General features: G+C 68.0%; 26 protein-coding genes and 1 pseudogene. 18 read left to right on the forward strand and 9 right to left on the reverse strand.

Annotated features, from left to right (window positions below):
* Genes ureG through E3U26_RS18610 form a run of 5 tightly spaced genes read left to right on the forward strand, consistent with a single transcriptional unit; the run spans position 1 to position 4,268 of the window.
* Positions 1 to 615, forward strand: coding sequence for an urease accessory protein UreG (gene ureG / locus E3U26_RS18590; protein WP_036752934.1), 615 nt, complete (start codon positions 1 to 3; stop codon positions 613 to 615).
* Positions 612 to 1,427 carry an urease accessory protein UreD gene (locus E3U26_RS18595; protein WP_036752936.1) on the forward strand — a complete coding sequence of 272 codons (816 nt, stop codon included), beginning with the start codon at positions 612 to 614 and terminating at the stop codon, positions 1,425 to 1,427. The genes ureG and E3U26_RS18595 overlap by 4 nt, the downstream gene beginning before the upstream one ends.
* A 10-nt stretch (positions 1,428 to 1,437) precedes the next feature.
* Positions 1,438 to 1,965 carry an urease accessory protein UreE gene (locus E3U26_RS18600; protein ID WP_499107187.1) on the forward strand — a complete coding sequence of 176 codons (528 nt, stop codon included), beginning with the start codon at positions 1,438 to 1,440 and terminating at the stop codon, positions 1,963 to 1,965.
* A complete protein-coding gene (locus tag E3U26_RS18605) occupies positions 1,962 to 2,684 on the forward strand; it encodes an urease accessory protein UreF (RefSeq protein WP_499107189.1) in 723 nt (240 codons plus the stop codon). The genes E3U26_RS18600 and E3U26_RS18605 overlap by 4 nt, the downstream gene beginning before the upstream one ends.
* 39 nt (positions 2,685 to 2,723) lie before the next feature.
* Complete coding sequence (locus E3U26_RS18610; protein WP_499107190.1) at positions 2,724 to 4,268, forward strand: periplasmic substrate-binding domain-containing protein; 1,545 nt, start codon at positions 2,724 to 2,726, stop codon at positions 4,266 to 4,268.
* 575 nt (positions 4,269 to 4,843) lie between these two features.
* Here E3U26_RS18610 and arsH read toward each other — a convergent pair.
* From arsH to E3U26_RS18630, 4 genes are read right to left on the reverse strand one after another with little or no spacing between them, the layout of a single operon-like run.
* Complete coding sequence (gene arsH, locus E3U26_RS18615) at positions 4,844 to 5,551, reverse strand: NADPH-dependent FMN reductase family protein (RefSeq protein WP_499107191.1); 708 nt, start codon at positions 5,549 to 5,551, stop codon at positions 4,844 to 4,846.
* A complete protein-coding gene (arsB, locus tag E3U26_RS18620; protein ID WP_499107192.1) occupies positions 5,548 to 6,621 on the reverse strand; it encodes an arsenic resistance protein in 1,074 nt (357 codons plus the stop codon). Before arsB ends, arsH begins: the two co-directional genes overlap by 4 nt.
* A gap of 12 nt (positions 6,622 to 6,633) precedes the next feature.
* Entirely contained in the window at positions 6,634 to 7,059 is a 426-nt protein-coding gene (gene arsC / locus E3U26_RS18625; RefSeq protein ID WP_499107193.1) for a thioredoxin domain-containing protein, read from the reverse strand.
* Positions 7,060 to 7,061: 2 nt separating this feature from the next.
* Positions 7,062 to 7,421, reverse strand: a complete 360-nt coding sequence (locus E3U26_RS18630) for an ArsR/SmtB family transcription factor (RefSeq protein WP_036752948.1) — start codon at positions 7,419 to 7,421, stop codon at positions 7,062 to 7,064.
* A gap of 66 nt (positions 7,422 to 7,487) precedes the next feature.
* Between E3U26_RS18630 and E3U26_RS18635 the strand changes: the two genes are divergently transcribed.
* The 4 genes from E3U26_RS18635 to E3U26_RS18650 all read left to right on the forward strand — a co-directional run bounded on the left by E3U26_RS18635 (position 7,488) and on the right by E3U26_RS18650 (position 9,861).
* Positions 7,488 to 7,703, forward strand: coding sequence for a hypothetical protein (locus tag E3U26_RS18635; RefSeq protein WP_499107195.1), 216 nt, complete (start codon positions 7,488 to 7,490; stop codon positions 7,701 to 7,703).
* 107 nt (positions 7,704 to 7,810) lie between these two features.
* The gene (locus E3U26_RS18640; RefSeq protein ID WP_499107196.1) at positions 7,811 to 7,984 is read left to right on the forward strand and encodes a hypothetical protein; all 174 of its coding nucleotides are present in this window, start codon (positions 7,811 to 7,813) and stop codon (positions 7,982 to 7,984) included.
* A gap of 36 nt (positions 7,985 to 8,020) precedes the next feature.
* Positions 8,021 to 8,386, forward strand: a complete 366-nt coding sequence (locus tag E3U26_RS18645) for an SPW repeat protein (RefSeq protein WP_499107197.1) — start codon at positions 8,021 to 8,023, stop codon at positions 8,384 to 8,386.
* Between the two features lie 98 nt (positions 8,387 to 8,484).
* Positions 8,485 to 9,861, forward strand: coding sequence for a DegQ family serine endoprotease (locus E3U26_RS18650; RefSeq protein WP_499104715.1), 1,377 nt, complete (start codon positions 8,485 to 8,487; stop codon positions 9,859 to 9,861).
* A gap of 97 nt (positions 9,862 to 9,958) precedes the next feature.
* Here E3U26_RS18650 and E3U26_RS18655 read toward each other — a convergent pair whose 3' ends face one another.
* The 3 genes from E3U26_RS18655 to E3U26_RS18665 form a co-directional block, all read right to left on the reverse strand.
* The gene (locus tag E3U26_RS18655) at positions 9,959 to 10,747 is read right to left on the reverse strand and encodes a phytanoyl-CoA dioxygenase family protein (protein ID WP_123130323.1); all 789 of its coding nucleotides are present in this window, start codon (positions 10,745 to 10,747) and stop codon (positions 9,959 to 9,961) included.
* Positions 10,748 to 11,056: 309 nt separating this feature from the next.
* A complete protein-coding gene (locus tag E3U26_RS18660) occupies positions 11,057 to 11,743 on the reverse strand; it encodes a DUF899 domain-containing protein (protein ID WP_499104714.1) in 687 nt (228 codons plus the stop codon).
* 2 nt (positions 11,744 to 11,745) lie between these two features.
* A complete protein-coding gene (locus tag E3U26_RS18665) occupies positions 11,746 to 11,979 on the reverse strand; it encodes a hypothetical protein (protein ID WP_214273065.1) in 234 nt (77 codons plus the stop codon).
* 59 nt (positions 11,980 to 12,038) lie between these two features.
* On the opposite strand from E3U26_RS18665, the gene E3U26_RS18670 reads away from it, so the two are divergent.
* The 9 genes and pseudogenes from E3U26_RS18670 to E3U26_RS18710 all read left to right on the forward strand — a co-directional run bounded on the left by E3U26_RS18670 (position 12,039) and on the right by E3U26_RS18710 (position 17,926).
* The gene (locus E3U26_RS18670; protein ID WP_499104712.1) at positions 12,039 to 13,262 is read left to right on the forward strand and encodes a helix-turn-helix domain-containing protein; all 1,224 of its coding nucleotides are present in this window, start codon (positions 12,039 to 12,041) and stop codon (positions 13,260 to 13,262) included.
* A 9-nt stretch (positions 13,263 to 13,271) separates the two neighbouring features.
* Positions 13,272 to 13,916, forward strand: coding sequence for a Vgb family protein (locus E3U26_RS18675; protein WP_499104711.1), 645 nt, complete (start codon positions 13,272 to 13,274; stop codon positions 13,914 to 13,916).
* 108 nt (positions 13,917 to 14,024) lie between these two features.
* Positions 14,025 to 14,432 carry a cupin domain-containing protein gene (locus E3U26_RS18680; RefSeq protein ID WP_499104710.1) on the forward strand — a complete coding sequence of 136 codons (408 nt, stop codon included), beginning with the start codon at positions 14,025 to 14,027 and terminating at the stop codon, positions 14,430 to 14,432.
* Positions 14,433 to 14,436: 4 nt separating this feature from the next.
* The gene (gene aac(3) / locus E3U26_RS18685) at positions 14,437 to 15,282 is read left to right on the forward strand and encodes an AAC(3) family N-acetyltransferase (RefSeq protein ID WP_499107198.1); all 846 of its coding nucleotides are present in this window, start codon (positions 14,437 to 14,439) and stop codon (positions 15,280 to 15,282) included.
* 34 nt (positions 15,283 to 15,316) lie between these two features.
* Positions 15,317 to 15,727 (forward strand): VOC family protein, encoded by a 411-nt coding sequence (locus tag E3U26_RS18690; protein WP_499107199.1) that lies wholly within the window; start codon positions 15,317 to 15,319, stop codon positions 15,725 to 15,727.
* Positions 15,728 to 15,732: 5 nt separating this feature from the next.
* Positions 15,733 to 16,164: an SAM-dependent methyltransferase gene (locus tag E3U26_RS18695; protein ID WP_499107200.1), complete on the forward strand. Its 432-nt coding sequence runs from the start codon at positions 15,733 to 15,735 to the stop codon at positions 16,162 to 16,164.
* 77 nt (positions 16,165 to 16,241) lie between these two features.
* Positions 16,242 to 16,352 (forward strand): annotated as a pseudogene (locus E3U26_RS18700) (H-NS histone family protein); the annotation flags it as partial.
* Positions 16,353 to 16,981: 629 nt separating this feature from the next.
* Complete coding sequence (locus tag E3U26_RS18705; protein WP_499107201.1) at positions 16,982 to 17,335, forward strand: DUF2200 domain-containing protein; 354 nt, start codon at positions 16,982 to 16,984, stop codon at positions 17,333 to 17,335.
* A gap of 288 nt (positions 17,336 to 17,623) precedes the next feature.
* Entirely contained in the window at positions 17,624 to 17,926 is a 303-nt protein-coding gene (locus E3U26_RS18710) for a TFIIB-type zinc ribbon-containing protein (protein WP_072463914.1), read from the forward strand.
* 311 nt (positions 17,927 to 18,237) lie between these two features.
* Here E3U26_RS18710 and E3U26_RS18715 read toward each other — a convergent pair whose 3' ends face one another.
* Together E3U26_RS18715 and E3U26_RS18720 are read right to left on the reverse strand one after the other, a co-directional pair.
* Positions 18,238 to 18,921: a response regulator gene (locus tag E3U26_RS18715; protein WP_036759496.1), complete on the reverse strand. Its 684-nt coding sequence runs from the start codon at positions 18,919 to 18,921 to the stop codon at positions 18,238 to 18,240.
* Positions 18,918 to 21,605 (reverse strand): KdpD family sensor histidine kinase, encoded by a 2,688-nt coding sequence (locus tag E3U26_RS18720; protein WP_499107202.1) that lies wholly within the window; start codon positions 21,603 to 21,605, stop codon positions 18,918 to 18,920. Before E3U26_RS18720 ends, E3U26_RS18715 begins: the two co-directional genes overlap by 4 nt.
* Positions 21,606 to 21,608: the final 3 nt, after the last annotated feature.

Here is a 21,608-nt window from a genome sequence, read left to right on the forward strand (position 1 = left end):
ATGGCGGCGGTGAGGATCGGAATCGGCGGCCCGGTCGGATGCGGCAAGACCCGGTTGGTCGAACGCTTGCTGCCGATCTGCCAGGACGAGGGCGTATCGGTCGCCGTGATCACGAACGATCTGGTGACTGCCGAGGATGCCGAACGGGTCCGCCGTTCCGGCCTGATCGACCCCGACCGGGTGCTGGGCGTCGAAAGCGGGGCCTGCCCGCACACGGCGATCCGCGAGGATCCTTCGGTGAACATCGAGGCGGCGGAATATCTGGAAAGCCGCTTTTCCCCCGACCTGATCCTGATCGAAAGCGGTGGAGACAACCTGGCCGCGACCTTTTCCAGCGAGTTGGTGGATTGGTGGGCGTTCGTCATCGACGTCTCGGCTGGCGACGACATTCCGCGCAAGCGGGGCCTGGGTGTCCTGCGTGCCGACCTGCTGATCGTGAACAAGATCGACCTGGCCCCGCATGTCGATGCCGATCTGGACCGGATCCGGCAGGACGTTGCCGCCGCGCGGCCGGGTCGCCCCTCGCTCTTCACCGATCTGCGCCGGGATCGGGGCGTGCGCCCGGTTTTCGACGAGATCGCCCGATCCGCGCTGTTCCACAGGATCGCCGAATGAACGAGGGGCATCTGTCGCTGCATCTGGTCCGGGATGGCGGGGGCCGGACCCGGCTTGCCCGCCGGCGGCAATGCTATCCCCTGACGACGACGGCGGTCCTGCCCCTTGCTGAAGAGGACACGGCGCTGATCTATGTCCAGAATGCCGCGGGATCGGTCTTCGGCGGCGACAGGCTGTCGGTCGATATCCGGCTGGATGAGGGGGCGGAACTCTGCCTCTCGACACCCGCCGCGACGCGGTTGCAGGGGGACGTCCTCTCGGTGCAGACGACCCGTATTTCCGTGGCGCGGAACGGTTTTCTGGAATCCGTGCCGGACATGGTCATCCCCCATGCAGGGGCCTGCCATCACCAGATTACCCGGTTGGCGATGGAAAGGGATGCGAGTGCGATCCTTCTGGACAGCATGGCGCCGGGCCGTGTGGCGCGGGGCGAGCGGCACGACTATGCCCTTGTCCTGCTGCGGCTGGTCGTGACGTGCGAGGGCCGCGACATCCTGATCGACGGTGCGCGCTTCTGCCCCGCAGAGGCCGATCCCGCCCTGGCAGGCGCCTTGGGCGAAGAGGGCTATGTCGGAACGCTTTTTGCCCTGAGCGCGCAGGTGGATTCCGTGGCTCTGGCCGCCGACATCGCCGCTTCGCTTGACGGCACGCAGGGGGCCTTCGGCGGCGCGGCCCCGCTGGCATCGGGCTACGGCGTCGTCGCGCGCTTTCTTGCCGCGGATGCTCCAGCATTGCGCGCGGCCAGCCACCGGGCCTGGGATGCGGCAAGGCGCCGGATGAGGAACCGTCCGGCGCCTGTCCTTAGAAAATGAAGGAAAGATCATGCTGATCGTTCGTGAAATCCTGGGTCATGCCGATGAAACGCGTTTTCGCCACCGGCGGCGGGACAGGATATGGATCGCCGCCGCCGATGCGGGCCGGCGCCGGCTTCGCAGGACCAGCGAAGCGGGCGCCGATGTCGGCATCGACCTGCAAAAGCCAGGCTGGCTGTCGGATGGCGCGGTTCTGGACGATGACGGAACCCGTATCCTGACCGTGGCCCGCCTGCCGGAAGAGGTGATGATCGTCACCGTGTCCGAAACCGATATTCTGGCGGCGTTCCGGGTCGGGCATGCCCTTGGAAATCGCCACGCCCCCTGTGAGTTGCGGGGCCGCGAAGTCATCGTTCCCGTGACCGAGACCCCCGAACTGACCGCACGCCCGCTGCTGGCGCACAATATCGACCCCGCGCATATCCGTTTCGCGCGCATACCCTTTGCGGCGGATGCCCCGCCTGTCTGCGCGGGGGCCGGGCACGATCATCCGGCGGACCGTCCGCGTCATCATCACCACCACCATCACGCAGAATGACCCATGACACGACGTCTGGCGCGCTGGCGGATGGCCCGGCGCTGCTGGCCCTGATGCAGCTGTCGGACACCGCCCTGCCCATCGGGCGGCACGCCCATGCCCTGGGACTGGAGCGCCTGCTGCGCGACGGCCGGGTGCCCGACGAAAGGCGCCTCCGGCAGATCGTTGTCTCGGCACTGATGCAGGGGGGCGCCCGCTGCGACGGGGCGGCGGCATCCCTTGCGCACCAGGCCCTGACATCCGGGGACGAGGCCCGGTTGTTGGCCATCGACGCCCGGCTCGATTGCCTGAAGCTGACCGATGCAGCACAGGCGGCCTCTCGCCGATGCGGTCGCAGGCTGGCGGTGCTCGCACCCTCGTTGTCGCGCGACGCGGTGCTGGCGGATTATGCGGGTGCCATCGCCACGGGCCGCAGTCCCGGCCATCTGGCGGTGATCTCGGCGGCAACCTCGGCGGCCTGCGGCGTTTCCCGCCCGGCTGCGGTTCTGATGGAACTGCGTGGCATCGCCACGATGATCATGTCGGCGGCGGTGCGCCTGGACATCGTGCCTGCGGCGGCGTCGCAGGCGGTGCTCGCCGGTTTCGCGCCCGAGATCCTGGCGGCCAGCCGGATCGCCCTGGCGACCGCGCTGGACGAGATGGAATGCAGCGCGGCCGCCGTGATCGAGACGGCCGCCATGCGCCATGCGCGGGACCACGGCCGCTTGTTCGCCACATGAATACCGCAACGAAGCAAGGGCCGGCACGGAGTGATGGGAATGGATGAGAGAGATGTTCTGCGCGTGGCGCTGGACTGGGAGGTGGACGGGATCGACCCGCCCCGGTCCTTTGGCGGCTGGAATACCGGTCGCGTGGTCCAGCAGACCCATGAAAGCCTGATGGAGGACGATTTCGACGCTGCTCCGGCAAGTCCGGGCCAGCCGACCGCAATCGTCCCGCGCCTGGCCCAAAGCTGCGACGTCTCGGACGACGCCCGCCGGTTCCTGTTCCATCTGCGCCCCGGCATCCGCTTTCACGATGGCGCGCTGCTCGATGCCGAAGCCGTGGTTCTGAACTACGCCCGGTTCTGCGATCCGGAATCGCCCATGTTTTCGCATGAAGCGGCCGATCTGAACCGCGCGGCGGCAGAGCTGATCGCGAAGGTCCGGGCAGTCGATTCCCTGACGGTCGAAATCACGCCCAGAGAGCCGTCGCCGGAATTCCTGCGCTACATGACGCAAGAGGATGCGCCTGGCGCGCAGTCGCTGGTCAGCCCGCTGGCGCTGAAGCGTTTCGGTCCTGACGGATGCGCCGACCGCGCGCCCGGAACCGGCGCGTTCCGCTTTCATCGGCGCTTTGACACGCCCCATGGTTCGGGGGTCGAGCTGGTGCGGAACGACGATTACTGGGGCGGTCGGCCACGGCTCTCGGGGATACGCTTTCTGCCCTTTCCCGATCTGGGCGACCGGCTGCGGGCTCTGGCCGAGGGGCGGGTGGATATGGCCTATAGCCTCGAAGGCGCCGATCTCGAAGAACTGGCTGCGCAGGGCTTCACCATTCCGGAATACCATCCGCCATACATCTGGTATCTGGTCTTCAATCTGCGCGACCCGCAGATGGCCGACATCAGGGTCCGCCGCGCGATTGCCCATGCGATTGACCGTGAAGCCTTGTGCGCAAAACTGTTTCCGGGGGCCACGGTTCCGGCATTCGGCATGCTGCCTCCCGGCTCGCCGTCCCATGATCCGCAGGCCGGGGATCTGTATCCCTACGATCCGGATCGTGCCCGCGCTCTGCTTGCCGAGGCGGGCGCGGCAGAAGGGCTGACGCTTCATGCCCTGGGCGCGCGCGCAGGCTCGGCCCAGCTCGATCCCGGCGCGATCTACCGGCAGATGGAACAGAACCTCGCCGCGGTCGGCATCCGGCTGAAGGTTACGCTTCGTCCCGACTGGGTCGGCTATTGCAACGAGTGGCGGCAGGGCGCGGCATCCGGCATCTCTTTCAGCGAGATGAGCTGGGCGATGTCCAGCGATCTTTGGCTGCGGCAGGTATTGCACAGCCGCAACGCCTCGCCTGTCGGATTCAATGCGGGTTATGCGTCCGATCCGCTTCTCGATGAATTGCTTGATCGCGCAGCAGGAACGCTCGCGGGGGCCGAACGCCTGCGGCTTTATCGGGAAGCCGGCCGGCGGGTTATGGAAGAACTGCCGGTTTTGCCGCTTCTGAACACGCGGCGGGGCATGGTCGCGCTTTCGGCCCGGGTGAAGGGATTGGTTTCCATAAACCAATGCTGGCACGATCTGCGTGGAGTCGATCTCGATTAGCAGCTGATTTGTCCAAACCCGACAAACTGTCGTAGGTAATTATTGCACGGAACCGCATGGACGACAAAAGATACATCCGCCATATCGGATGGACGAGACGGCGGTTCGAGGGACGAGGGAAACAGTATTCGGGATGTAGGCGGGGGATGTACAACCCTAGCTGCAGGCCCAAGTCTGCCAGTCCGAGTCATGAGAGTTGTTGCCGCTCAGTGGGCTTCTCATCGTAGTCGGCAGCGGTCTTGGCGCCCGCCTCCTTACCCATCAACTGCTCGGCAGCAAGATTGATTATTTAACAGGCTGCTGAAAAAGGATTTTGAGAGGGCGACGCAGCGGAAATCGTTCTGGATCCAGCTAATATCGGCCCGAAAATGGGGCGTTTTCGGCAAATTTGAGGCGGATTTCCCGGTTCCCCGCCCGCGCTGTCCTGTCGCAAGGACTTTTTCACCAGCCTGCTAATGCAGCAGGTCGGGCCTTGAGCCTTCCATACCCGGTTCAGACCTGATCAGCAGCTCTTCACGGCACGATCCGGTTGCATCTCGCGATCAGCCCCCAGCCGATATCGCGCATCCTCAGCCTCACGTCGCGGCCTTCAGGTTCACCCGCGCTTCCAGCTTTGCGGCCGCTTCCTTGCGCTCGCTGTAGCGGTCGGTCAGGAAGGCCGAGAGGTCGCGGGTCAGCAGGGTGAACTTCACCAGTTCCTCCATCACGTCGACGATGCGGTCGTAATAGCTCGACGGGTGCATGCGCCCGGCCTCGTCGAATTCCTGCCATGCCCTGGCGACCGAGGACTGGTTCGGGATCGTCAGCATCCGCATCCAGCGGCCCAGCACGCGCATCTGGTTCACCGCGTTGAAGCTTTGCGAGCCGCCCGAGACCTGCATCACCGCCAGCGTGCGGCCCTGCGTCGGACGGATCGCTCCCATCGACAGCGGAATCCAGTCGATCTGCGCCTTCATCACCCCGGTCATCGCGCCGTGGCGTTCCGGGCTGGTCCAGACCTGGCCCTCGGACCACAGGCACAGGTCGCGCAGCTCCTGCACCTTGGGATGCGACGGTTCGGCATCCTCGGGCAGCGGCAGGCCGTTGGCGTGGAACACCCGCGTCTCGCAGCCGAAATGCCGCAGCAGGCGCTCGGCCTCCAGCGTGGCGAAGCGGCTGCAGGAGCGTTCGCGCAACGAGCCGTAGAGCAGCAGGATGCGCGGCGGATGCGTCGCGCGGGGGATGGCTGGGATCGCGGGCGCGCGCAGGCAGTCGGGCGACAGGTTCGGCAGGTCGGGGATCATGCGCGGGCCTCTTGCGGGGTTGCTTCGGGAAACCAACGGCGGCCCAGCCACAGGGCGGCGTTGACCAGAAGGATCAGCACCGGCACCTCGACCAGCGGGCCGATCACGGTGGCGAAGGCCACGGGCGAGGCGAGGCCGTAGGCGGCGATGGCGACGGCAATGGCCAGCTCGAAGTTATTGCCGGCGGCGGTGAAGGCGATGGCGGTGCTGCGCGGATAATCCCTGGCGATCAGCCGGCCCATGGCAAAGCTGACCAGGAACTGGATGGCGAAATACAGCACCAGCGGCACGGCGATCCTGACGGTGTCGAGCGGTAGGCGCACGACATCGCCACCTTTCAGGCTGAACATCGCGACGATGGTGAACAGCAGCGCGGCCAGCGTGATCGGGCTGATCTTCGGCAGGAAGACGTTTTGATACCACTTCTCGCCCCTGCGCCGGATCAGCACACGCCGGGTCAGGAAGCCGGCGGCGAAGGGGATGCCCAGGTAGATCACCACCGCCTCGGTCACGGTGCGGAAGCCCACCTCGATCACGCTGCCCTGCAGCCCGAACAGGGGTGGCAGCACGGTCAGGAACAGCCAGGCGTAGGTCGAGAAGAACAGGATCTGGAAGATCGCGTTGAAGGCCACCAGCCCGGCGACATATTGCCCGTCGCCGCGCGCCAGCTGGTTCCAGACCAGCACCATGGCGATGCAGCGCGCCAGGCCGATCAGGATCAGCCCGGTCATGTATTCGGGGCTGTCGCGCAGGAAGATCACCGCTAAGGCGAACATCAGCACCGGCCCGATCAGCCAGTTCTGCACCAGCGACAGCACCAGCACGCGCCTGTCGGCAAAGACCTGGGGCAGTTCCTCGTAACGCACCTTGGCCAGCGGCGGATACATCATCAGGATGAGCCCGATGGCGATGGGGATGTTGGTCGAGCCGACCGCCATGGCGTTCAGCGCATCCGGCAGGCCGGTGAACACGGTGCCCAGCAGGATGCCGAACGCCATGGCCGCGAAGATCCACACGGTCAGGTAGCGGTCGAGAAAGGAGAGCCGGCGGGCCGGGCTGTCGAGGGTCATCACCTGTTCCTTTCAGGCCGAGCGGATGCGGTTGCCCTGGGCATCCACTACCGGCGCGCCGTCCTCCTTGCTGAAGGCGGCGCGCTGCGGCGGCAGCAGGTCCAGCACCTGCTCCGAGGGCCGGCAGAGCCGCACCCCCTTGGGGCTGACCACGATGGGCCGGTTGATCAGCACCGGATGCACCATCATCGCCTCGATCAGCGCCGCGTCGGGCAGTGCCGGGTCGTCCAAGCCCAGCTCGGCATAGGGCGTGCCCTTTTCCCGCAGCAACTCGCGCGGCGCGATGCCCATGCGGGCGATCAGCCGCTCCAGCATCGGGCGCGAGGGCGGCGTCTTGAGGTATTCCACCACATGCGGCTCGATCCCGGCATTGCGGATCATGGCCAGGACGTTGCGCGAGGTGCCGCACTCGGGGTTGTGGTAAATGACGACATCCATGCTCAGGTCTCTCGGGTCAAAGTGGGGTCACAGGCACAATCCAGCGCGGCCGCGACCGGCGCGCAGATGTCCGGGTGGCCGTCGCAGCAATCGCGCATCAGGAATTCGATCAGCCCCGCCAGTGTCGGGAAGACAACGCTGTAGATGATGAAACGCCCCTCGCGCCGGGACCGGATCAGCCCGGCATGTTCGAGGTGGGTCAGGTGGAAGGATAGCCGCGAAGTGGTCGCGTCCCCCAGGGCCTCGCCGATGGCCCCGGCCGCCATGCCCTCAGGCCCGGCCTTGACCAGCAGCCGGACGATGCGCAGCCGGGTTTCCTGCGACAGCGCCGCGAAGCCGGCAAGGGCGCGTTGCTCCTCCATCGAATCAACCTCTCAAGATATGTTGATACAATGAAGGTGAGACCTGATGCTGTCAAGCCAGCAGGTGTGTCTCGACAACGGCTGCTCGGGGAATCCGCGGGGGTCAGGCGCCGGATCCTGACGAACCGGGCCTGGACCGAATACCTGATCGACCAGGCGACCAACGAGGGCATGCCCGAGAACGGCCGGCCCTCGTATCTGGCCGAGGCCCGGCAGGCGCTGCTGGCGCTGGAGCGCAAGGCGGCGGGGCGGGCCGCTTCCGGCGCGCGGAAGGCGGCATGAGGTGCGGCCATGGACCCGGTCGTCGTGCTTGATTGCCAGAAGGTGCTGCCGGACAGGTTCGCCCTGACGCTGGCCGCAGCAGGGCGCTGCTTCAGGGCGCCGGGGCGATGCTCGACATGCCGGGCGCCAGCCCTGCAGAACTGGCGCTGCACGAGATGGCGGCGGGGCTGCTGACGCGGGATGAGATCGCAGCGATCCCGCCCGAAGCAGGCCGGGCAGCCCTGCCGCCGCTCGGGCCCGCCGCCGCATCCAGCCTTCCCCCGCAAGGGAAGGTCCATTGACGGGATCACCAAGCAACCGACAAGGAGGAGTGAACGATGCTGAAATCCCTGTCTCTCGATCGCCGGACGGCATTCGACATCGCCAATGTCGTTGCCGGTCTCGGTCTTCTGCTGTCGCCCTGGTATCTCGGCTTCGCGGCCGAGACCGCCGCGGCGGGGAACGCCTGGCTCATCGGGGCCGCGATGACGCTGATCGCGCTGGCCGCGCTCTTCGCGTTCCACAGGCTTGAGGAATGGGCCAATGTCGCCCTTGGCCTCTGGGCGGTGATCGCGCCCTGGGTTCTGGGCTTCGCGACCCTCGCGGCGGCGATGTGGGTGCATGTGATCGCCGGTCTGGTCGTCGCGATCCTGGCGGGCGTCAGCCTGTGGTCGGGCGACGACCGGCCCTATTCGACAGCGTGACCTCCCGAACGGCCCGGCAACCCGCCGGGCCGTTTTCTTGTTCTCCGTCTGGTCTCGGGCGAGAAAGGAAATCACCACCGATCAAACGGAGATTGCCGATGTCGATGAAAATCCCCCGACTGCGCGCGGCCGTCATCACGCTGTGCACGATCCTGGCGCTGGTCGCGCCGCCCCAAGCGGCTGTCGGGCAGCCCATGCCCGAGGCTGGGGGCGGTATTCCCACCATCGCCCCGATGCTGTCGCGCGTGACCCCGGCGGTGGTCAATATCGCGGTGGTCTCGGAAACGCCGGCGGTATCGAACCCGCTTTACAACGATCCCTATTTCCGCCGTTTCTTCGATCTTCCCGACCCGCCGATGCGGCGGCAGATGAGCGCCGGCTCCGGCGTGATCGTCGATGCCGAAAACGGCTATGTGCTGACCAACCATCACGTCGTCGCCGAGGCCAGCGCGATCAGCGTCACCCTGAAGGACGGGCGCCAGTTCCGGGCCGAGCTCGTCGGCGCCGACCAGGCCACGGAAATCGCCCTGCTGCGGATCGAGGCCGAGGATCTGGTCGCGCTGGAGATCGGCGATTCCGACCGCCTTCAGGTCGGCGACTTCGTCGCCGCCATCGGCAACCCCTTCGGCCTGGGCCAGACGGTGACCTCGGGCATCGTCAGCGCGCTGGGGCGCAGCGGCATCAGCCGCGAGGGCTATGAGGATTTCATCCAGACCGACGCCTCGATCAATCCGGGCAATTCGGGCGGCGCGCTGGTGACGCTGGACGGCCGGCTGGTCGGCATCAACACCGCCATCCTGACCCCGGCAGGGGGCAATATCGGCATCGGCTTCGCGGTGCCCAGCAACATGGCCGTCGCCGTGATGCGGCAGCTGATCGAGCACGGCGAGGTGCGGCGCGGCAGGCTGGGCATCGGCATGCACGACCTGACGCCCGACCTGGCCGAGGCGCTGGAGCTGGGCGGCATCCACGGCGCGGTGATCGCGAATGTCGAGCCCGGCTCGCCCGCCGAGAAGGCGGGGCTGAAGGCGGGGGACGTGGTGACCGCTGTCGACGGCGCCCCGGTGCAGGGCGCCACGCATCTGCGCAACCGGCTGGGCCTGACGCCCGTCGGCAGCACCATCCGCCTGACGGTCAGGCGCGACGGGGATGCGCGGGAGGTCGCCCTGACCATCACCGCCGATGCGACCTCCTCCGGTGATTTCGCCGGCACGCCGCTGGATGGCGCCCGGCTGCGCAACGCCTCGGCGGAGGAGGCGCGCCGGGCGGGCAGTGCCGGGATCATGGTCGACAGCGTCGAGCCGGACAGCCTTGCGGCCTGGATCGGCCTGCGCCGCGGCGACATGATCGTCGCCGTCAACCGGACGCCGGTTTCCTCGGTCGCGGATTTGCGTGGCATGCTTGCCGGCCGCCGAGCCGTCGCGGCGCTGGAACTGATCCGCGACGGCAGCCGTCTTTTCATCGTCGCAAGGTGAACGACGGCGGCGGCATGGAGAGGGCCAGGAAGACGCAGGGTGTTGTCACCGATGCCTGGGCGTCGCTCATCTGACGCAGCCCCGGACCCTGCCGGTTTCAGAATGCCAGCCCGCAGGCCCTGCGGATGGCGATCTGGACGGGCGAGGGCGGCAAGGCCGGGTCGAACTCGCCCTTGGGCAGCAAGGGCGGCTGGGCCATGAAGCGGGGTCTTGTCCCCCGGTGCGGCTGTGCGGCATGGACCAGGAACGGATGGCACAGATAGACCGTGCCCGCCGCGCCGGTCGCCAGCACCTCGGGGCAGGTCTCGGTCGAGGCATAGCCGTTCGCCGACAATTGCCGTAGCGTCGCGCCTGCCGCCCCATGGGGCAGCAACTCGCGGGCAATGGCCATATGCGAGCCCTGCCTGATCCGGGTCGGTGCATCGCCGGGCCCGACATCCGAGAACAGGAACAGCATCAGCAACGCGCGGCCACTGCTTTTGACATTGACCCGCCACTCCATGAAATCCGGGCTGTCGCCGAAGCTCATGTCCACATGCCAGCCATCGTCGCCGGGGGCGATGGGCGAGGGGAAGCGGATCGGGAAGCTGCCGAGGCCCTGCGGCGCAAGCCAGCGCCCCGGCCCGGCAAGCTGGTCATAGGCCCGGTGCAGCAGCGGGGTGTTGGCGGCCTGGACGAAGGCGGGCGTGGACATCGCTGCGATCCGGATGACGGGTCGCGTCCAGCCCTCGGGCCGGTCGGGCGAGAGGCCCGCAGCTGCCCATAACTCGTCCCGGCATTGCCGGGCGAGGTCGGTGGGGAAGGCGCCGTCGATCCTGACGAAGCCGTCCTCGATGAAGCTCTGGACCTGACACTCGGTCAGGCCGGTGGGTTCGGGATTGGTCATCATGCATTCTCCGCTTGGCGCCCCAATCGCGGGCGCCGTGTCGATCTGATGGTGCGAAAGCGCCGGCGGCAGGGCCGGTCAGATCAGCGGGAAGAATGTAGACATGAACATCATGGTCGGAATTTAAGGCGGGCAGCCGGGGGCTGCAAGCCATGTTCCCTGGCCGCTTGCGACCTGTTTTCCCTGCTCGCGGTTATCGAGGGGCATTCTTGCCCGGCCAGCCGCGCCCGGCCCCTCGTCCGGACAGATGCCCTGACATCGTCCTAAGCGCCGGATGCTCAGCGCCCGCCCTGATCCTCTGCGCCCGGCTCAGTATTCGTCATGCAGCCTGAGCCAGCTCATGGCGCCGTTCTCGTTGCGGCCCTTGGGGGTGAGGTCCAGCCAGTTGAACGCGCCCATCAGCAGTTCCACGCCGCGGTGATAGGTGGAATAGCTGTGGAAGATGGCGTCGTCCTGCCGCACGAAGATGCTGACCCCGAACATGTCCGGGCTGTTCCTGATCACCGTGCCGTAATTGTAGATCGCCCGGCCGGCGGCGCGATCCTCCTCGGTGAAGGAAACGCCGAAGTCGTGGTTGAAATCGCCGTCTCCCGAGGACAGCCAGGGAAAGCGCCAGCCCATCCGCCGCCGGACCTCCTCGATCTGCGGGACCGGCGCGCGCGAGACGGCGGCGAAGGCCAGGTCGGCCTGCTCAAAATGCTGCCGGGCGGCATCGACATGGTCGACGACGAAGGAACAGCCCGAGCAGAGATGATCCGAACCCGGCGTCAGCATGAAGTGATAGATGGCAAGCTGGCTGCGGGTCCCGAACAGGTCGCCCAGCGTCACCTCGCCGTCGGGCCCCATGAAGCGATAGGGCTTGTCGATGCGGACCCAGGGCATCCGCCGCCGCTCGGCGCGCAGGGCGTCGAGCTGGTGGGTCATGTCGCGTTCGCGGGCCAGCAGCGCCTTGCGGGCCTCCAGCCATTCCTCGCGGGAAACGATGGCTTGGGTCATGGTCAGTCTCCTTTCCGGGTTGGGTCTTGGCCTGCCATCAGCCGCAACCAGGGCGGCAGGTGGAACAGGCTCATCAGCAGATACATCATGGTCATGCCGTACAGCGGCAGCGGACCGGGCCCGGACAGGCAGAGCGCGGGCGAGGCCGCCGTGATCCAGGCCATGACGGCGAAGCAGGGCGCTGCCGCAAGGGCCAGCCAGCCTGCCGCGCCGGGCTTTCCCGTGGGCGTTGTCATTCCGGGCCTCCCGTCCGATGCTTTGCAGCAACGACTCTAGGACGGGGCGGCATCCGGGCGTGAGTAACAAGCATGACGGGATTGCGGCGGCTGCGCAGGCGCTGGCGGCGGGGGATGCGCTGACGGCGCTGAAGCGGGTCGCCTTGCGCGACGATCCGCCGGCTCTGGCGCTGCGCGGCATCGCCATGGCGCAGCTGGGCGATCTCGACCGGGCGCGGGACCTGCTGCGCCGCGCCGCGCGGGGGTTCAGCGCCGATCCTGCGGCCCGCGCCCGCTGCCGGCTGGCCGCGGCGGAAATCGCGCTGGTCACGCGCGACCTGGGCGCTCTGGAGCAGGCGCTTGGCACGGCGCGAGGCGCGCTTGCGGCGCAGGACGACCGGGCGAACGCCGCCCATGCCGGCTACCTGCAGGCCCGGCTGCTGCTGCTGACCGGGCGTCTCGATCAGGCCGAGGCGGTGCTTGAGACGCTGGATGCCGCCGCGCTGCCCCCGGCGTCGCGCCCCGGCGGCTGGTTGGTCGCCGCGGGCATCGCCATGCGGCGCATCCGGGCCGGCGATGCGCGGGCCGCGCTGGACCGGGCCGCCCGTGCCGCGCATCAGACAGGCATCGCCGCATTGGCGGCCGAGGTCGCACAGGCGCGCGCCGCCTTCGACGCCCCGGCCGCGCGGCTGATCGAAAGCGGGCGCGAGGTGCTGCTGGACCTGGCCGGGGTCGAGGCGGCGATCGGTTCGGACATGCTGCTGGTCGATGCCTGCCGCAACCTGCTGCGCGGCGGCGCGACGCTGGTGCCGCTGGCCGGGCGGCCGGTGCTGATGGCGCTGCTGCGCGCCCTGGCCGAGGCCTGGCCCGGCGACGTGCCGCGCGAAACCCTGCTCGCGCGTGCCTTTCGCGCCCGCCAGGCCGACGAGTCGCATCGCGCCAGGCTGCGGGTGGAGATCGGGCGGCTGCGCAGGCAACTCGCCCCGCTGGCCGGGATCAGCGCGACCGGCCGGGGCTTCGTGCTGGAGCCGTGCGGGCGCAGGATCGCCGTGCTGGCCCCGCCGGTCGAGGGTGACCATGCCGGGCTGCTGGCCCTGCTGGCCGATGGCGAGGCCTGGTCGAGCTCGGCGCTGGCCCTGGCGCTGGATGTCAGCCCGCGCAGCGTGCAGCGCGCGCTGGCGGAACTGCGGCGGGCCGGCAGGGTGGAGTGGTTCGGCCATGGCCGCGCCCGGCGCTGGATCGCGCGGAGCGTGCCGGGTTTCCCGACAGGCTTGTTACTCCCGGCGCCGCTGCCGATGCGCTAGGATGGGCCCATGAAACGCATGGCTGAAATCATTCGCGAATACGGCCCCTTTCCGGGAATCGAGGAGGTGCATGGCGTCAGTTTCGACGGAAGGCAGGTCTGGTTCGCCAGCGGCGAGCGGCTGAATGCGCTGGACCCCGACAGCGGCGAGCTGGTGGGGAAGCTGGAGATTCCCACCGATGCCGGCACGGCTTTCGACGGCACGCATCTGTTCCAGATCGCCGGGCCGGTCATCCGCAAGATCGACCCGGAGAGCGGCGCGGTTCTGGCGACCATTCCCGCGCCCGAGGGCGGCAATTCCGGGCTGGCCTGGGCCGAGGGTTCGCTTTGGGTGGGCCAGCATCGCGGGCGCCGCATCCACGAGGTCGATCCCGAAACCGGCGAGGTGCTGCGCAGCATCGACTCCGACCGCTTCGTCACCGGCGTGACCTGGGCCGACGGCGCGCTCTGGCACGGCACCTGGCAGGGCGAGGAAAGCGACATCCGCCGCATTGACCCCGCAACCGGCGCGGTGCTGGAACGGCTGGAGATGCCGCCGGGCACCGGCGTCTCGGGACTGGAATCCGATGGCGGCGAGCGGTTCTTCTGCGGCGGTGGCGGCAGCGGAAAGCTGAGGGTCGTCCGTCGTGGGAAGGCGGCTTCGGCTGCGACGTAAGGCTCTCGGAGATTGTTTCGCGGACCGGGCCCAAGCGGCGGACCTGACAGCGGGGCCTCAGCAGGCTATGCTGTCGGGGTCCTTTCCACCAGCCACCGGGAGGCAGCGATGAGCGACGATCACACCGGCAAGGGCGTCCTGCATCTGCCGGCCGGCGAGGGACGGCGCTACGCCCTTGGCCGGATGACGGCGGTGTTCAAGGCCGACGAGGACGAGACGGCTGCGCACTACAGCGTCTCGGAATGGTGGCTGGAGCCCGGCGCCGACGGCCCGGGCGCGCATTCGCATGAGGGCAATGACGAGATCTTCTACGTGATCGCCGGCACCATCAGCTTCCTGGCCGGGGAGGACTGGCTGGACGCGCCGCAAGGGACGTTCCTGCGCATCCCGGCCGGCGTGATCCATGACTTCCGGAACCGCACCGCCGAGCGCGTCGGTCTGCTGAACGTCTTTATCCCCGGCGGGTTCGAGCGCGACATGCCCGCCATCGCCGACTGGTTCAGAGACAATCCCTAGGCTCATGCGCAGCAAGTCCTCGATCACGGCGGACCTTCGGCGGCTTGGCCTGCGGCCGGGCGATCTGGTGATGGTCCACGCCTCGCTGAAGGCTCTCGGCCCGGTCGCGGGTGGCGCAGCCGGGGTCGCCCAGGCGCTGCTGGATGCCGTGGGGCCGGGCGGCACGGTGATGGGATATGCGTCCTGGGACCGCTCGCCCTATGAGGAGACGCTGAACGGCGCCCGGATGGACGAGGATCTGCGCCGCGACTGGCCCGCCTTCGATCCCTCGACCGCCGGGACCTATCGCGGCTTCGGCCTGCTGAACCGGTTCCTTGCGGCGCTGCCGGGGGCGCGGCGCAGCGCCCACCCGGATGCCTCGATGATCGCGGTCGGCCCGCTGGCCGGCACCCTGGTCGAACCGCATAGGCTGGGGCAGGCCCTGGGCGAAGGCTCGCCGCTGGAACGCTTCGTGCGCCTTGGCGGCAAGACCCTGCTGCTGGGCGCGCCGCTCGATGCCGTGACCGTGCTGCATTATGCCGAGGCCGTCGCCGACATCCCCGGCAAGCGCCGCATCAGCTACGAGATGCCGATGCTGGGCCCGGATGGCCGGACGGTCTGGGAGGCGGCCACGGATTTCGACTCGAACGGCATCCTCGATTGCTTCGCGGTCGAGGGCCGGCCGGATGCGGTCGAGACCATCGCCCGCGCCTATGTCGAGACGGGCCGGCACCGCGAGGGCATGGTCGGCGCCGTGCGCTGCCATCTGTTCGACGCGCAGGATATCGTCGCCTTCGGCGTCGGATGGCTCGAGCGGCAGTTCGGATCGGTGGCGCATCCGCAGATGCGTCGTGACGGCCGAGACATTTGACCGGGCGCAATGCCCAATCCGACAGGAGGAACGCATGATGGAAGCACCGCGCATCTACCCGACCTTCCGTTTCCGCGATGCGGCGGCGATGATCGACTGGCTGGAAAGGGCCTTCGGCTTCACCACCCATGCGAAATACATGGAGGACGGCAAGGTCGCCCATGCCGAACTGGCCTTCGGCTCGTCCATGATCATGTGCGGCGACGACAGGGACGACGCCTATGGCGGGATGGTGGGCCAGCCGTCGAGGCAGGGCGGCAAGTCGCTCTATATCGCCGTGGATGACGCTGACGCGATGTTCGCCCGTGCCAAGGCCGCCGGCGCGGTGATCGAGGAGGGGCTGACCGACCGCGACTACGGCAGCCGTGAGTTCATCTGCCGCGATCCCGAGGGCAATTTGTGGTGCTTCGGCACCTGGTGGCCGAAGGTCACCGACAAGACCTGAGCATCATGGCCCCGCGGATATCGAACCGCATCGCGTGTTTCGTGGACGCCCTGCCGCTGGTGCCGGGCCATCGGGTGCTGGAGATCGGCTGCGGCCCCGGCGTGGCGGCCCGCGAGGTCTGCCGCCGCATCGGCAACGGCTTCGTCCTGGCCACCGACCGCTCGGCCAGGGCGATCGACAGCGCGGTGGCCGGATCGAAACCCGAGATCGCCTCGGGCCGCCTGCGGTTCCGGCAGGTGGCGGTCGAGGATTTCGAACTGCTGGCCGGCGAGGAGCGCTTCGACATCGCCTTTGCGATGCGTGTCGGGGCATTGGACGGCCGCCATCCGGAGATCGGGCAACGCGCCCTTGAACGATTGCGGGCCGCATTGAAACCGGCGGGACGGCTGTTCATCGACACGGGGCATCCGGTTCGGGAGATCAGGCTGGACAGGTAAGGGCTATGGATTGAGCGCGGGAATCGCCGTTGAATCCCTGCTGAATTAAACGAGCGGCATAACAACAGGGGACGCTTATGGCCGATATCGACCTGCATGCCTTGTCGCTGGCCGAACTGAAGCAGCTGGAAAAGAACGTGGCGAAGGCGATCGCCTCCTTCGAGGATCGCCGGGCCGCGGGGCTACGCGGATTTCCTCGGGATCATCCGCGATCCGGCGCACGAGGACCATCGCTCCACGCTGCGATGGGCGGGCGGGCATTTCGATCCGGAATGGTTCGATCTCGATCTGATCAACAAGGATCTGCGCAATGCCTTCCGTGCGAACGCGCGGCGCCGGCTGCATCAGCCGAGGCCGAAGACGCAGAAGGATTAACTGCGTCTCCCGTTGCGACCCATCGCCGGCCTGTGCGAAGCTGGCCCATCCTCCAGCCCTTGCCCCCCGTCAGACCCATGATCGAGATCGCACCGCAATCCGGCCTCAAGCTGTCGAAGCCGCGCGATATCGGCTGGTCGCTCTGGGATCCCATCGGCTTGCTGGACCCGGAAAGCCGGCCGGGCAGGTGGGACGACGAGGCCAACCTGTCCTTCGCGGACGAATACGACAGCTATCTGATCGCGGCGGCATCCCAACTGCGCCGGGGAACGCCGCGTGACGATGTCGTCGCTTTCCTGGTCGACATCGAGACCCGGCATATGGCGATGGGCGACAGCCCAAGCGCCAGGCCGAGAGCGGAAGCGGTCGTGGATGCGATCCTCGCCGACGATACCATCTGGATATGGCCCGATGCGCAGGGACGGTTCGGTCAGGAGGCGAGATGACCGGGCACAGGATCTTCACCACCAGCTTCGCCAGCGTTTATCCGCATTACGTGGCCAAGGCGGAGAAGAAGGGCCGGACCAGAGCCGAGGTCGATGAGATCATCCTCTGGCTGACCGGCTATAGCCCGGAGGAACTGGCGGCCCGGCTGGACGACCAAACGGATTTCGAGACCTTCTTTGCCGAGGCCCCGCGCATGAACCCGGCGCGCTTCCTGATCAAGGGCACGGTCTGCGGCGTCCGGGTGGAGGAGATCGGGGACCCGCTCATGCGGGAGATCCGCTATCTGGACAGGCTGATCGACGAACTGGTGAAGGGAAAGCCGATGGAGAAGATCCTGCGGAAAGGGTGAGGCGTCCACTGGCACGGCTGTTAACATCTTGTCCGGCGACATGCCGCCGGCTGGCGGCCTTTTCCGGTATCTGTCCGCGTCATTCTCTGAGCATTCCGTCTGTTCGCTTGACCAGTCGCCGGGTCATGAGGATGCTGCCGGCGTAGCGAGCTGCAGTCGCAGGTGGCGTGTATCATCCTCTGGCAGCCTGTCGTGATCGATCTCCGCGCAACGGTTCAATGTGGCCTTGTGTACTCGCGCCACGGAACACATCTTAAGTTCTCCGACAGCCCCATCGAGGAACACAAAATGAAATGCCCGATAGACGACGAGACGCTGGTGATTGCCGAGCGCGGGGGCGTAGAAATCGACTACTGTCCCAAATGCCGTGGGGTCTGGCTGGATCGCGGGGAACTCGACAAGATCATCGAGCGCGCGGCACAGGCAACCGCGCCCATGGATTCGGAACGCGACCGTCGGCCGCTTCAGGATCGCGACAGAAGAGATGACCGGCGCGACCTTTCTCGCCATCCCTCTGCGGACGATGACCGTGGGTATGGCAGGAAGCCCAAACGGCGTGAGAGCTTTCTCGGGGATCTCTTCGATTTCTGACGCCTGGCTTCCCCGGCCGCGTCCGCACCTCGGGTTTCATCCACAAAGAATATATCCCGCCATGCGGCTATCTGGGCGGGGGCCGGGTTGGCGAGCCTTTGCCACCTATCCTGAATGTCGTGGGCCTGAATGTCGTGGGCAGAACCCGCGGGCCCCGACCCGCGCGGCGTGGGAATGCGGCGCGGATATTCCGCGCCACGTCAGCGTAGCCGGGTCAAGCTCGTCGTAAACGCAAAGTCCGCCGCTCCTGCGAACGGTGGAATTTGGCATGCAGATTGCGTTTCAGGATGCGGCCGGGCCAGCGGCTCGCCTCAGCCCTCGGCCAGCCGATACCCCACGCCCGGTTCGGTGAAGATCCAGCGGGGGTCGGCGGCATCGTCGCCGAGCTTGGCGCGGAGCTGGCGGATATAGACGCGCAGATACTGACTGTCGCCGGCATGGGCCGGGCCCCAGATGGCGCGCAGGATCATGTCCTGCGTGACCAGCCGGCCGGCATGGGTGGCCAGAAGCCAAAGAAGGTCGAATTCCTTGCGGGTCAGGTGCAGATCCTCGCCCGCCAGGCTTGCCCGGTGGTCGGCCGCGTCGATCGACAGCGGACCAAGGGTCAGCACCGCTGTCGCCGCCTCGGCCGCGCGGTCGCGCAGAAGGCCGCGCAGGCGGGCGAGCAGCTCGCCCGTCGAGAAGGGCTTGGTGACGTAGTCCTGCGCGCCTGCGTCGAGGGCGGCGATCTTGCCGGCCTCGTCGCTGCGCACGGACAGGACCAGCACCGGCACCGCGGACCACTCGCGCACCCGCTTCAGCACCGTGATCCCGTCGGCATCCGGCAGGCCCAGGTCCAGGATGATCGCCGCCGGCGCCTCCTTGGCGGCAAGGGCCACCCCCTCATGCGCTGTCGCGGCCTCCGAGACCAGATGCCCCTCGGCCTCCAGCGCCACGCGCAGGAAGCGGCGGATCGGGGTTTCGTCCTCGACGATGAGGATGCGGGCGGCGCTCAATGGGTCAGCTCCGGGTTTGTCAGCGGCAGGTCGATCACGATCCGGGTGCCGCGGCCGTCGCCATGCACCGGCTCGGCCCGGATCGTGCCGCCATGGGCTTCGACGATTCCCTTGCAGATGGCAAGGCCGAGGCCGGTGCCGCCCTGTCCGCCGTCGCCCTGGCCCACGCGCCAGAACATGTCGAAGACATGGCCCGACGCGCCGGGGGGAAGGCCGGGGCCCTCGTCCTCGATCGCCAGGGTGGCACGGGCGCCATGGGTGCTTGCGGAAATGCGGATCGGCGTGCCGGGACCGGCATATTTGCGCGCATTGTCCAGGATATTGACCACGACCTGCTCGATCAGGATCGGATCGACATGGGCGGGCGCCATGTCCTCGGGGATGGTCACCATGACCGGGTTGTCGCGCAGCGGCCCGCGCAGCCGGTGCCGCGCCGCGCCCACCAGCTCGCGCAGGTCGGTCGGCACCGCGTTCGGGCGCAGCGCGCCATGGCCCAGCCGGGTCATGGCGAGCAGGTTCTGGATATAGCGGTCCAGCCGCTCGCCCTCTTCGCGGATGGTCTCGACCAGGATGTCGCGCCCCTGGGGCCCAAGGCCGGGCTGGTCCAGCCCCTCGGCGGCGCCCAGGATCGAGACCAGCGGTGTGCGCAGGTCGTGGCTGACCGAGGACAGCAGCGCGCTGCGCAGCCGCTCGGTTTCGCTGGTGACGCGGCTTTGCGCCAGATCCTCGGACAGGCGGATGCGCTCCAGCGCCAGCGCCACCTGATCGGCCAGCGCCTCGAGCAGGCGGCGGTCGCCGGGGCCGGGCTCGCGCCCGTCCTCATAGGCGATGCCCAGCGTGCCGAGGCGCCGCTCGGCCCCGGACAGCGGCAGGAACAGCCAGCGCGAGGCCGGCAGCGTTCCCGACCCGCGCCCGGCCGGCTCGCCATGGTCGAAGGCGTATTGCGCGGCCGATCGCTCTCGCGGTTCCAGCCGGTCCTCGGGCGGAAAGGCGCCGGCTATGGCAAGCGCGCCGCCTTCGTCGGGGACAAGCAGGATCGATTCGCATTCCAGCACCGTCGCCACATGGCTGACCGCCGCCCAGACCACATCGTCGAAAGAGGCCGCCCCGGCCGCCTTGCGCGAGAAATCGTAAAGCTTGCGGGTCCGGTCCGCGATGGCCCGCTGCGCGATGACGCGGCTGCGCAGCCGCGCGGCCAGGTTGCCGGTCAGGATCGAGGCGGCCAGGAACAGCACCAGCGTCAGGAATTCGCCCCGGCTCCAGATGTGAAGCGTCAGGCGCGGTTCGGTAAAGAGAAGGTTGTAGGTCAGAAAGCTCAGGACCGCCGTCGCGACCGAGGGCCAGAGGCCGAAATATGCGGCAACGGAAACCACCGCCGTCATATAGATCAGCGACAGGCTGAGGACCGGAAACAGCCGGTCGGCAGAGGTCGCGACCAGACTGGCGCCGGCCACGACCGCGATGACGATGCCCGCAAGACGCAGGCCGTGCGGCAGGTCGGGCGGGGTCGGAGCGTTCCGTTTCCGGCCGGCGCGGGCCTCGTCGCCGACCAGGGTCAGCTCGAAATCGGTGGCGCGCCTTGTCAGGCCGGCAAGGAAGCGTTCCCGTGCATCGGGCAGCAGCCGTGCCAGCCATGGCCGCGCGGGTGGGCGCGGCAGGATGATCCGGCGAATGTTCTGGCGCCGGGCGAAATCCAGCACCTCGGAGACCGCATCCCCCTCGACCTGCAAGGTCGAGATATCGGCGCCCAGCCTTTCCGCCAGCCGCAGCGCCGGCCCGGTCTCGTCCTGGCCATCGGCACGGCGGTTCTGTTCGTCGCGCAGGCTGGTCAGCGCCAGCACGAACCATTCCACCCGCGCCCGGTCGGCCGAACGCTTGCCGATGCGGATGGCGTCGCGGCCGACCGCGCCCTCGGGCAAGAGCACCAGGATGCGCTCCTGCGTCGGCCATGGCCCGGCGATGGCATTGGTGGCCATATGCTCTTGCAACTGGGCGTCGACCCTGTCGGCGGCCGTGCGCATGGCCAGTTCGCGCAGCGCGGTCAGGTTGCCCTTGGCAAAGAAATTCGCCACCGCGCGCGCGGCCTGGTCCTGGACATAGACCTTGCCCGCGCGCAGCCGGGCGATCAGCTCGTCCGGCGGCAGGTCGATCAACTCGATCTCGTCGGCCATTTCCAGCACGCGGTCGGGGACCGTCTCGCGCACGCGGACGCCGGTGATGCGCGCGACGGTGTCGTTCAGCGTCTCGACATGCTGGACGTTCAGCGTGGTATAGACGTCGATCCCCGCCGCCAGCACGTCCTCGACATCCTGCCAGCGTTTTTCGTGCCGACCGCCGGAAAGGTTGGAATGCGCAAGCTCGTCGATCAGCGCCAGGTCGGGGCGGTGGGCGATCAGGGCATCGGTGTCCATCTCGTGCAGGATGCGGCCGCTGTGGATGACGCGGCGGCGCGGCAGCACCTCCAGCCCGCGCAGCAGCGCCTCGGTCTCGGCGCGGCCATGGGTTTCGACCACGCCGACCAGCACCTTGACGCCTTCGGCCGCGCGCAGCCGCGCGGCCTCGAGCATGGCATAGGTCTTGCCCACCCCCGGCGCCGCGCCCAGAAAGACCTTGAGCCGCCCGCGGCCCTCGCGGCGGGCCTCGGACAGCAGGGCCTCGGGTTCGGGGCGGCGGGGCTCAGACATCGG

This window comes from Paracoccus ferrooxidans (assembly GCF_029909815.1).
Taxonomy (GTDB): domain Bacteria; phylum Pseudomonadota; class Alphaproteobacteria; order Rhodobacterales; family Rhodobacteraceae; genus Paracoccus; species Paracoccus versutus.

Coding starts and splice junctions, on each gene's coding strand:
- ureG (WP_036752934.1), top strand. CDS start 1: ATGGCGGCGGTGAGGATCGGAATCGGCGGCCCGGTCGGATGCGGCAAG.
- E3U26_RS18705 (WP_499107201.1), top strand. CDS start 16,982: ATGACCGGGCACAGGATCTTCACCACCAGCTTCGCCAGCGTTTATCCG.
- E3U26_RS18690 (WP_499107199.1), top strand. CDS start 15,317: ATGATGGAAGCACCGCGCATCTACCCGACCTTCCGTTTCCGCGATGCG.
- E3U26_RS18595 (WP_036752936.1), top strand. CDS start 612: ATGAACGAGGGGCATCTGTCGCTGCATCTGGTCCGGGATGGCGGGGGC.
- E3U26_RS18665 (WP_214273065.1), bottom strand. CDS start 11,979: ATGACAACGCCCACGGGAAAGCCCGGCGCGGCAGGCTGGCTGGCCCTT.
- E3U26_RS18720 (WP_499107202.1), bottom strand. CDS start 21,605: ATGTCTGAGCCCCGCCGCCCCGAACCCGAGGCCCTGCTGTCCGAGGCC.
- E3U26_RS18655 (WP_123130323.1), bottom strand. CDS start 10,747: ATGACCAATCCCGAACCCACCGGCCTGACCGAGTGTCAGGTCCAGAGC.
- E3U26_RS18600 (WP_499107187.1), top strand. CDS start 1,438: ATGCTGATCGTTCGTGAAATCCTGGGTCATGCCGATGAAACGCGTTTT.
- E3U26_RS18660 (WP_499104714.1), bottom strand. CDS start 11,743: ATGACCCAAGCCATCGTTTCCCGCGAGGAATGGCTGGAGGCCCGCAAG.
- arsC (WP_499107193.1), bottom strand. CDS start 7,059: ATGGATGTCGTCATTTACCACAACCCCGAGTGCGGCACCTCGCGCAAC.
- E3U26_RS18710 (WP_072463914.1), top strand. CDS start 17,624: ATGAAATGCCCGATAGACGACGAGACGCTGGTGATTGCCGAGCGCGGG.
- E3U26_RS18640 (WP_499107196.1), top strand. CDS start 7,811: ATGCTCGACATGCCGGGCGCCAGCCCTGCAGAACTGGCGCTGCACGAG.
- E3U26_RS18675 (WP_499104711.1), top strand. CDS start 13,272: ATGAAACGCATGGCTGAAATCATTCGCGAATACGGCCCCTTTCCGGGA.
- E3U26_RS18630 (WP_036752948.1), bottom strand. CDS start 7,421: ATGGAGGAGCAACGCGCCCTTGCCGGCTTCGCGGCGCTGTCGCAGGAA.
- E3U26_RS18610 (WP_499107190.1), top strand. CDS start 2,724: ATGGATGAGAGAGATGTTCTGCGCGTGGCGCTGGACTGGGAGGTGGAC.
- E3U26_RS18645 (WP_499107197.1), top strand. CDS start 8,021: ATGCTGAAATCCCTGTCTCTCGATCGCCGGACGGCATTCGACATCGCC.
- E3U26_RS18650 (WP_499104715.1), top strand. CDS start 8,485: ATGTCGATGAAAATCCCCCGACTGCGCGCGGCCGTCATCACGCTGTGC.
- E3U26_RS18605 (WP_499107189.1), top strand. CDS start 1,962: ATGACCCATGACACGACGTCTGGCGCGCTGGCGGATGGCCCGGCGCTG.
- arsB (WP_499107192.1), bottom strand. CDS start 6,621: ATGACCCTCGACAGCCCGGCCCGCCGGCTCTCCTTTCTCGACCGCTAC.
- E3U26_RS18680 (WP_499104710.1), top strand. CDS start 14,025: ATGAGCGACGATCACACCGGCAAGGGCGTCCTGCATCTGCCGGCCGGC.
- arsH (WP_499107191.1), bottom strand. CDS start 5,551: ATGATCCCCGACCTGCCGAACCTGTCGCCCGACTGCCTGCGCGCGCCC.
- E3U26_RS18695 (WP_499107200.1), top strand. CDS start 15,733: ATGGCCCCGCGGATATCGAACCGCATCGCGTGTTTCGTGGACGCCCTG.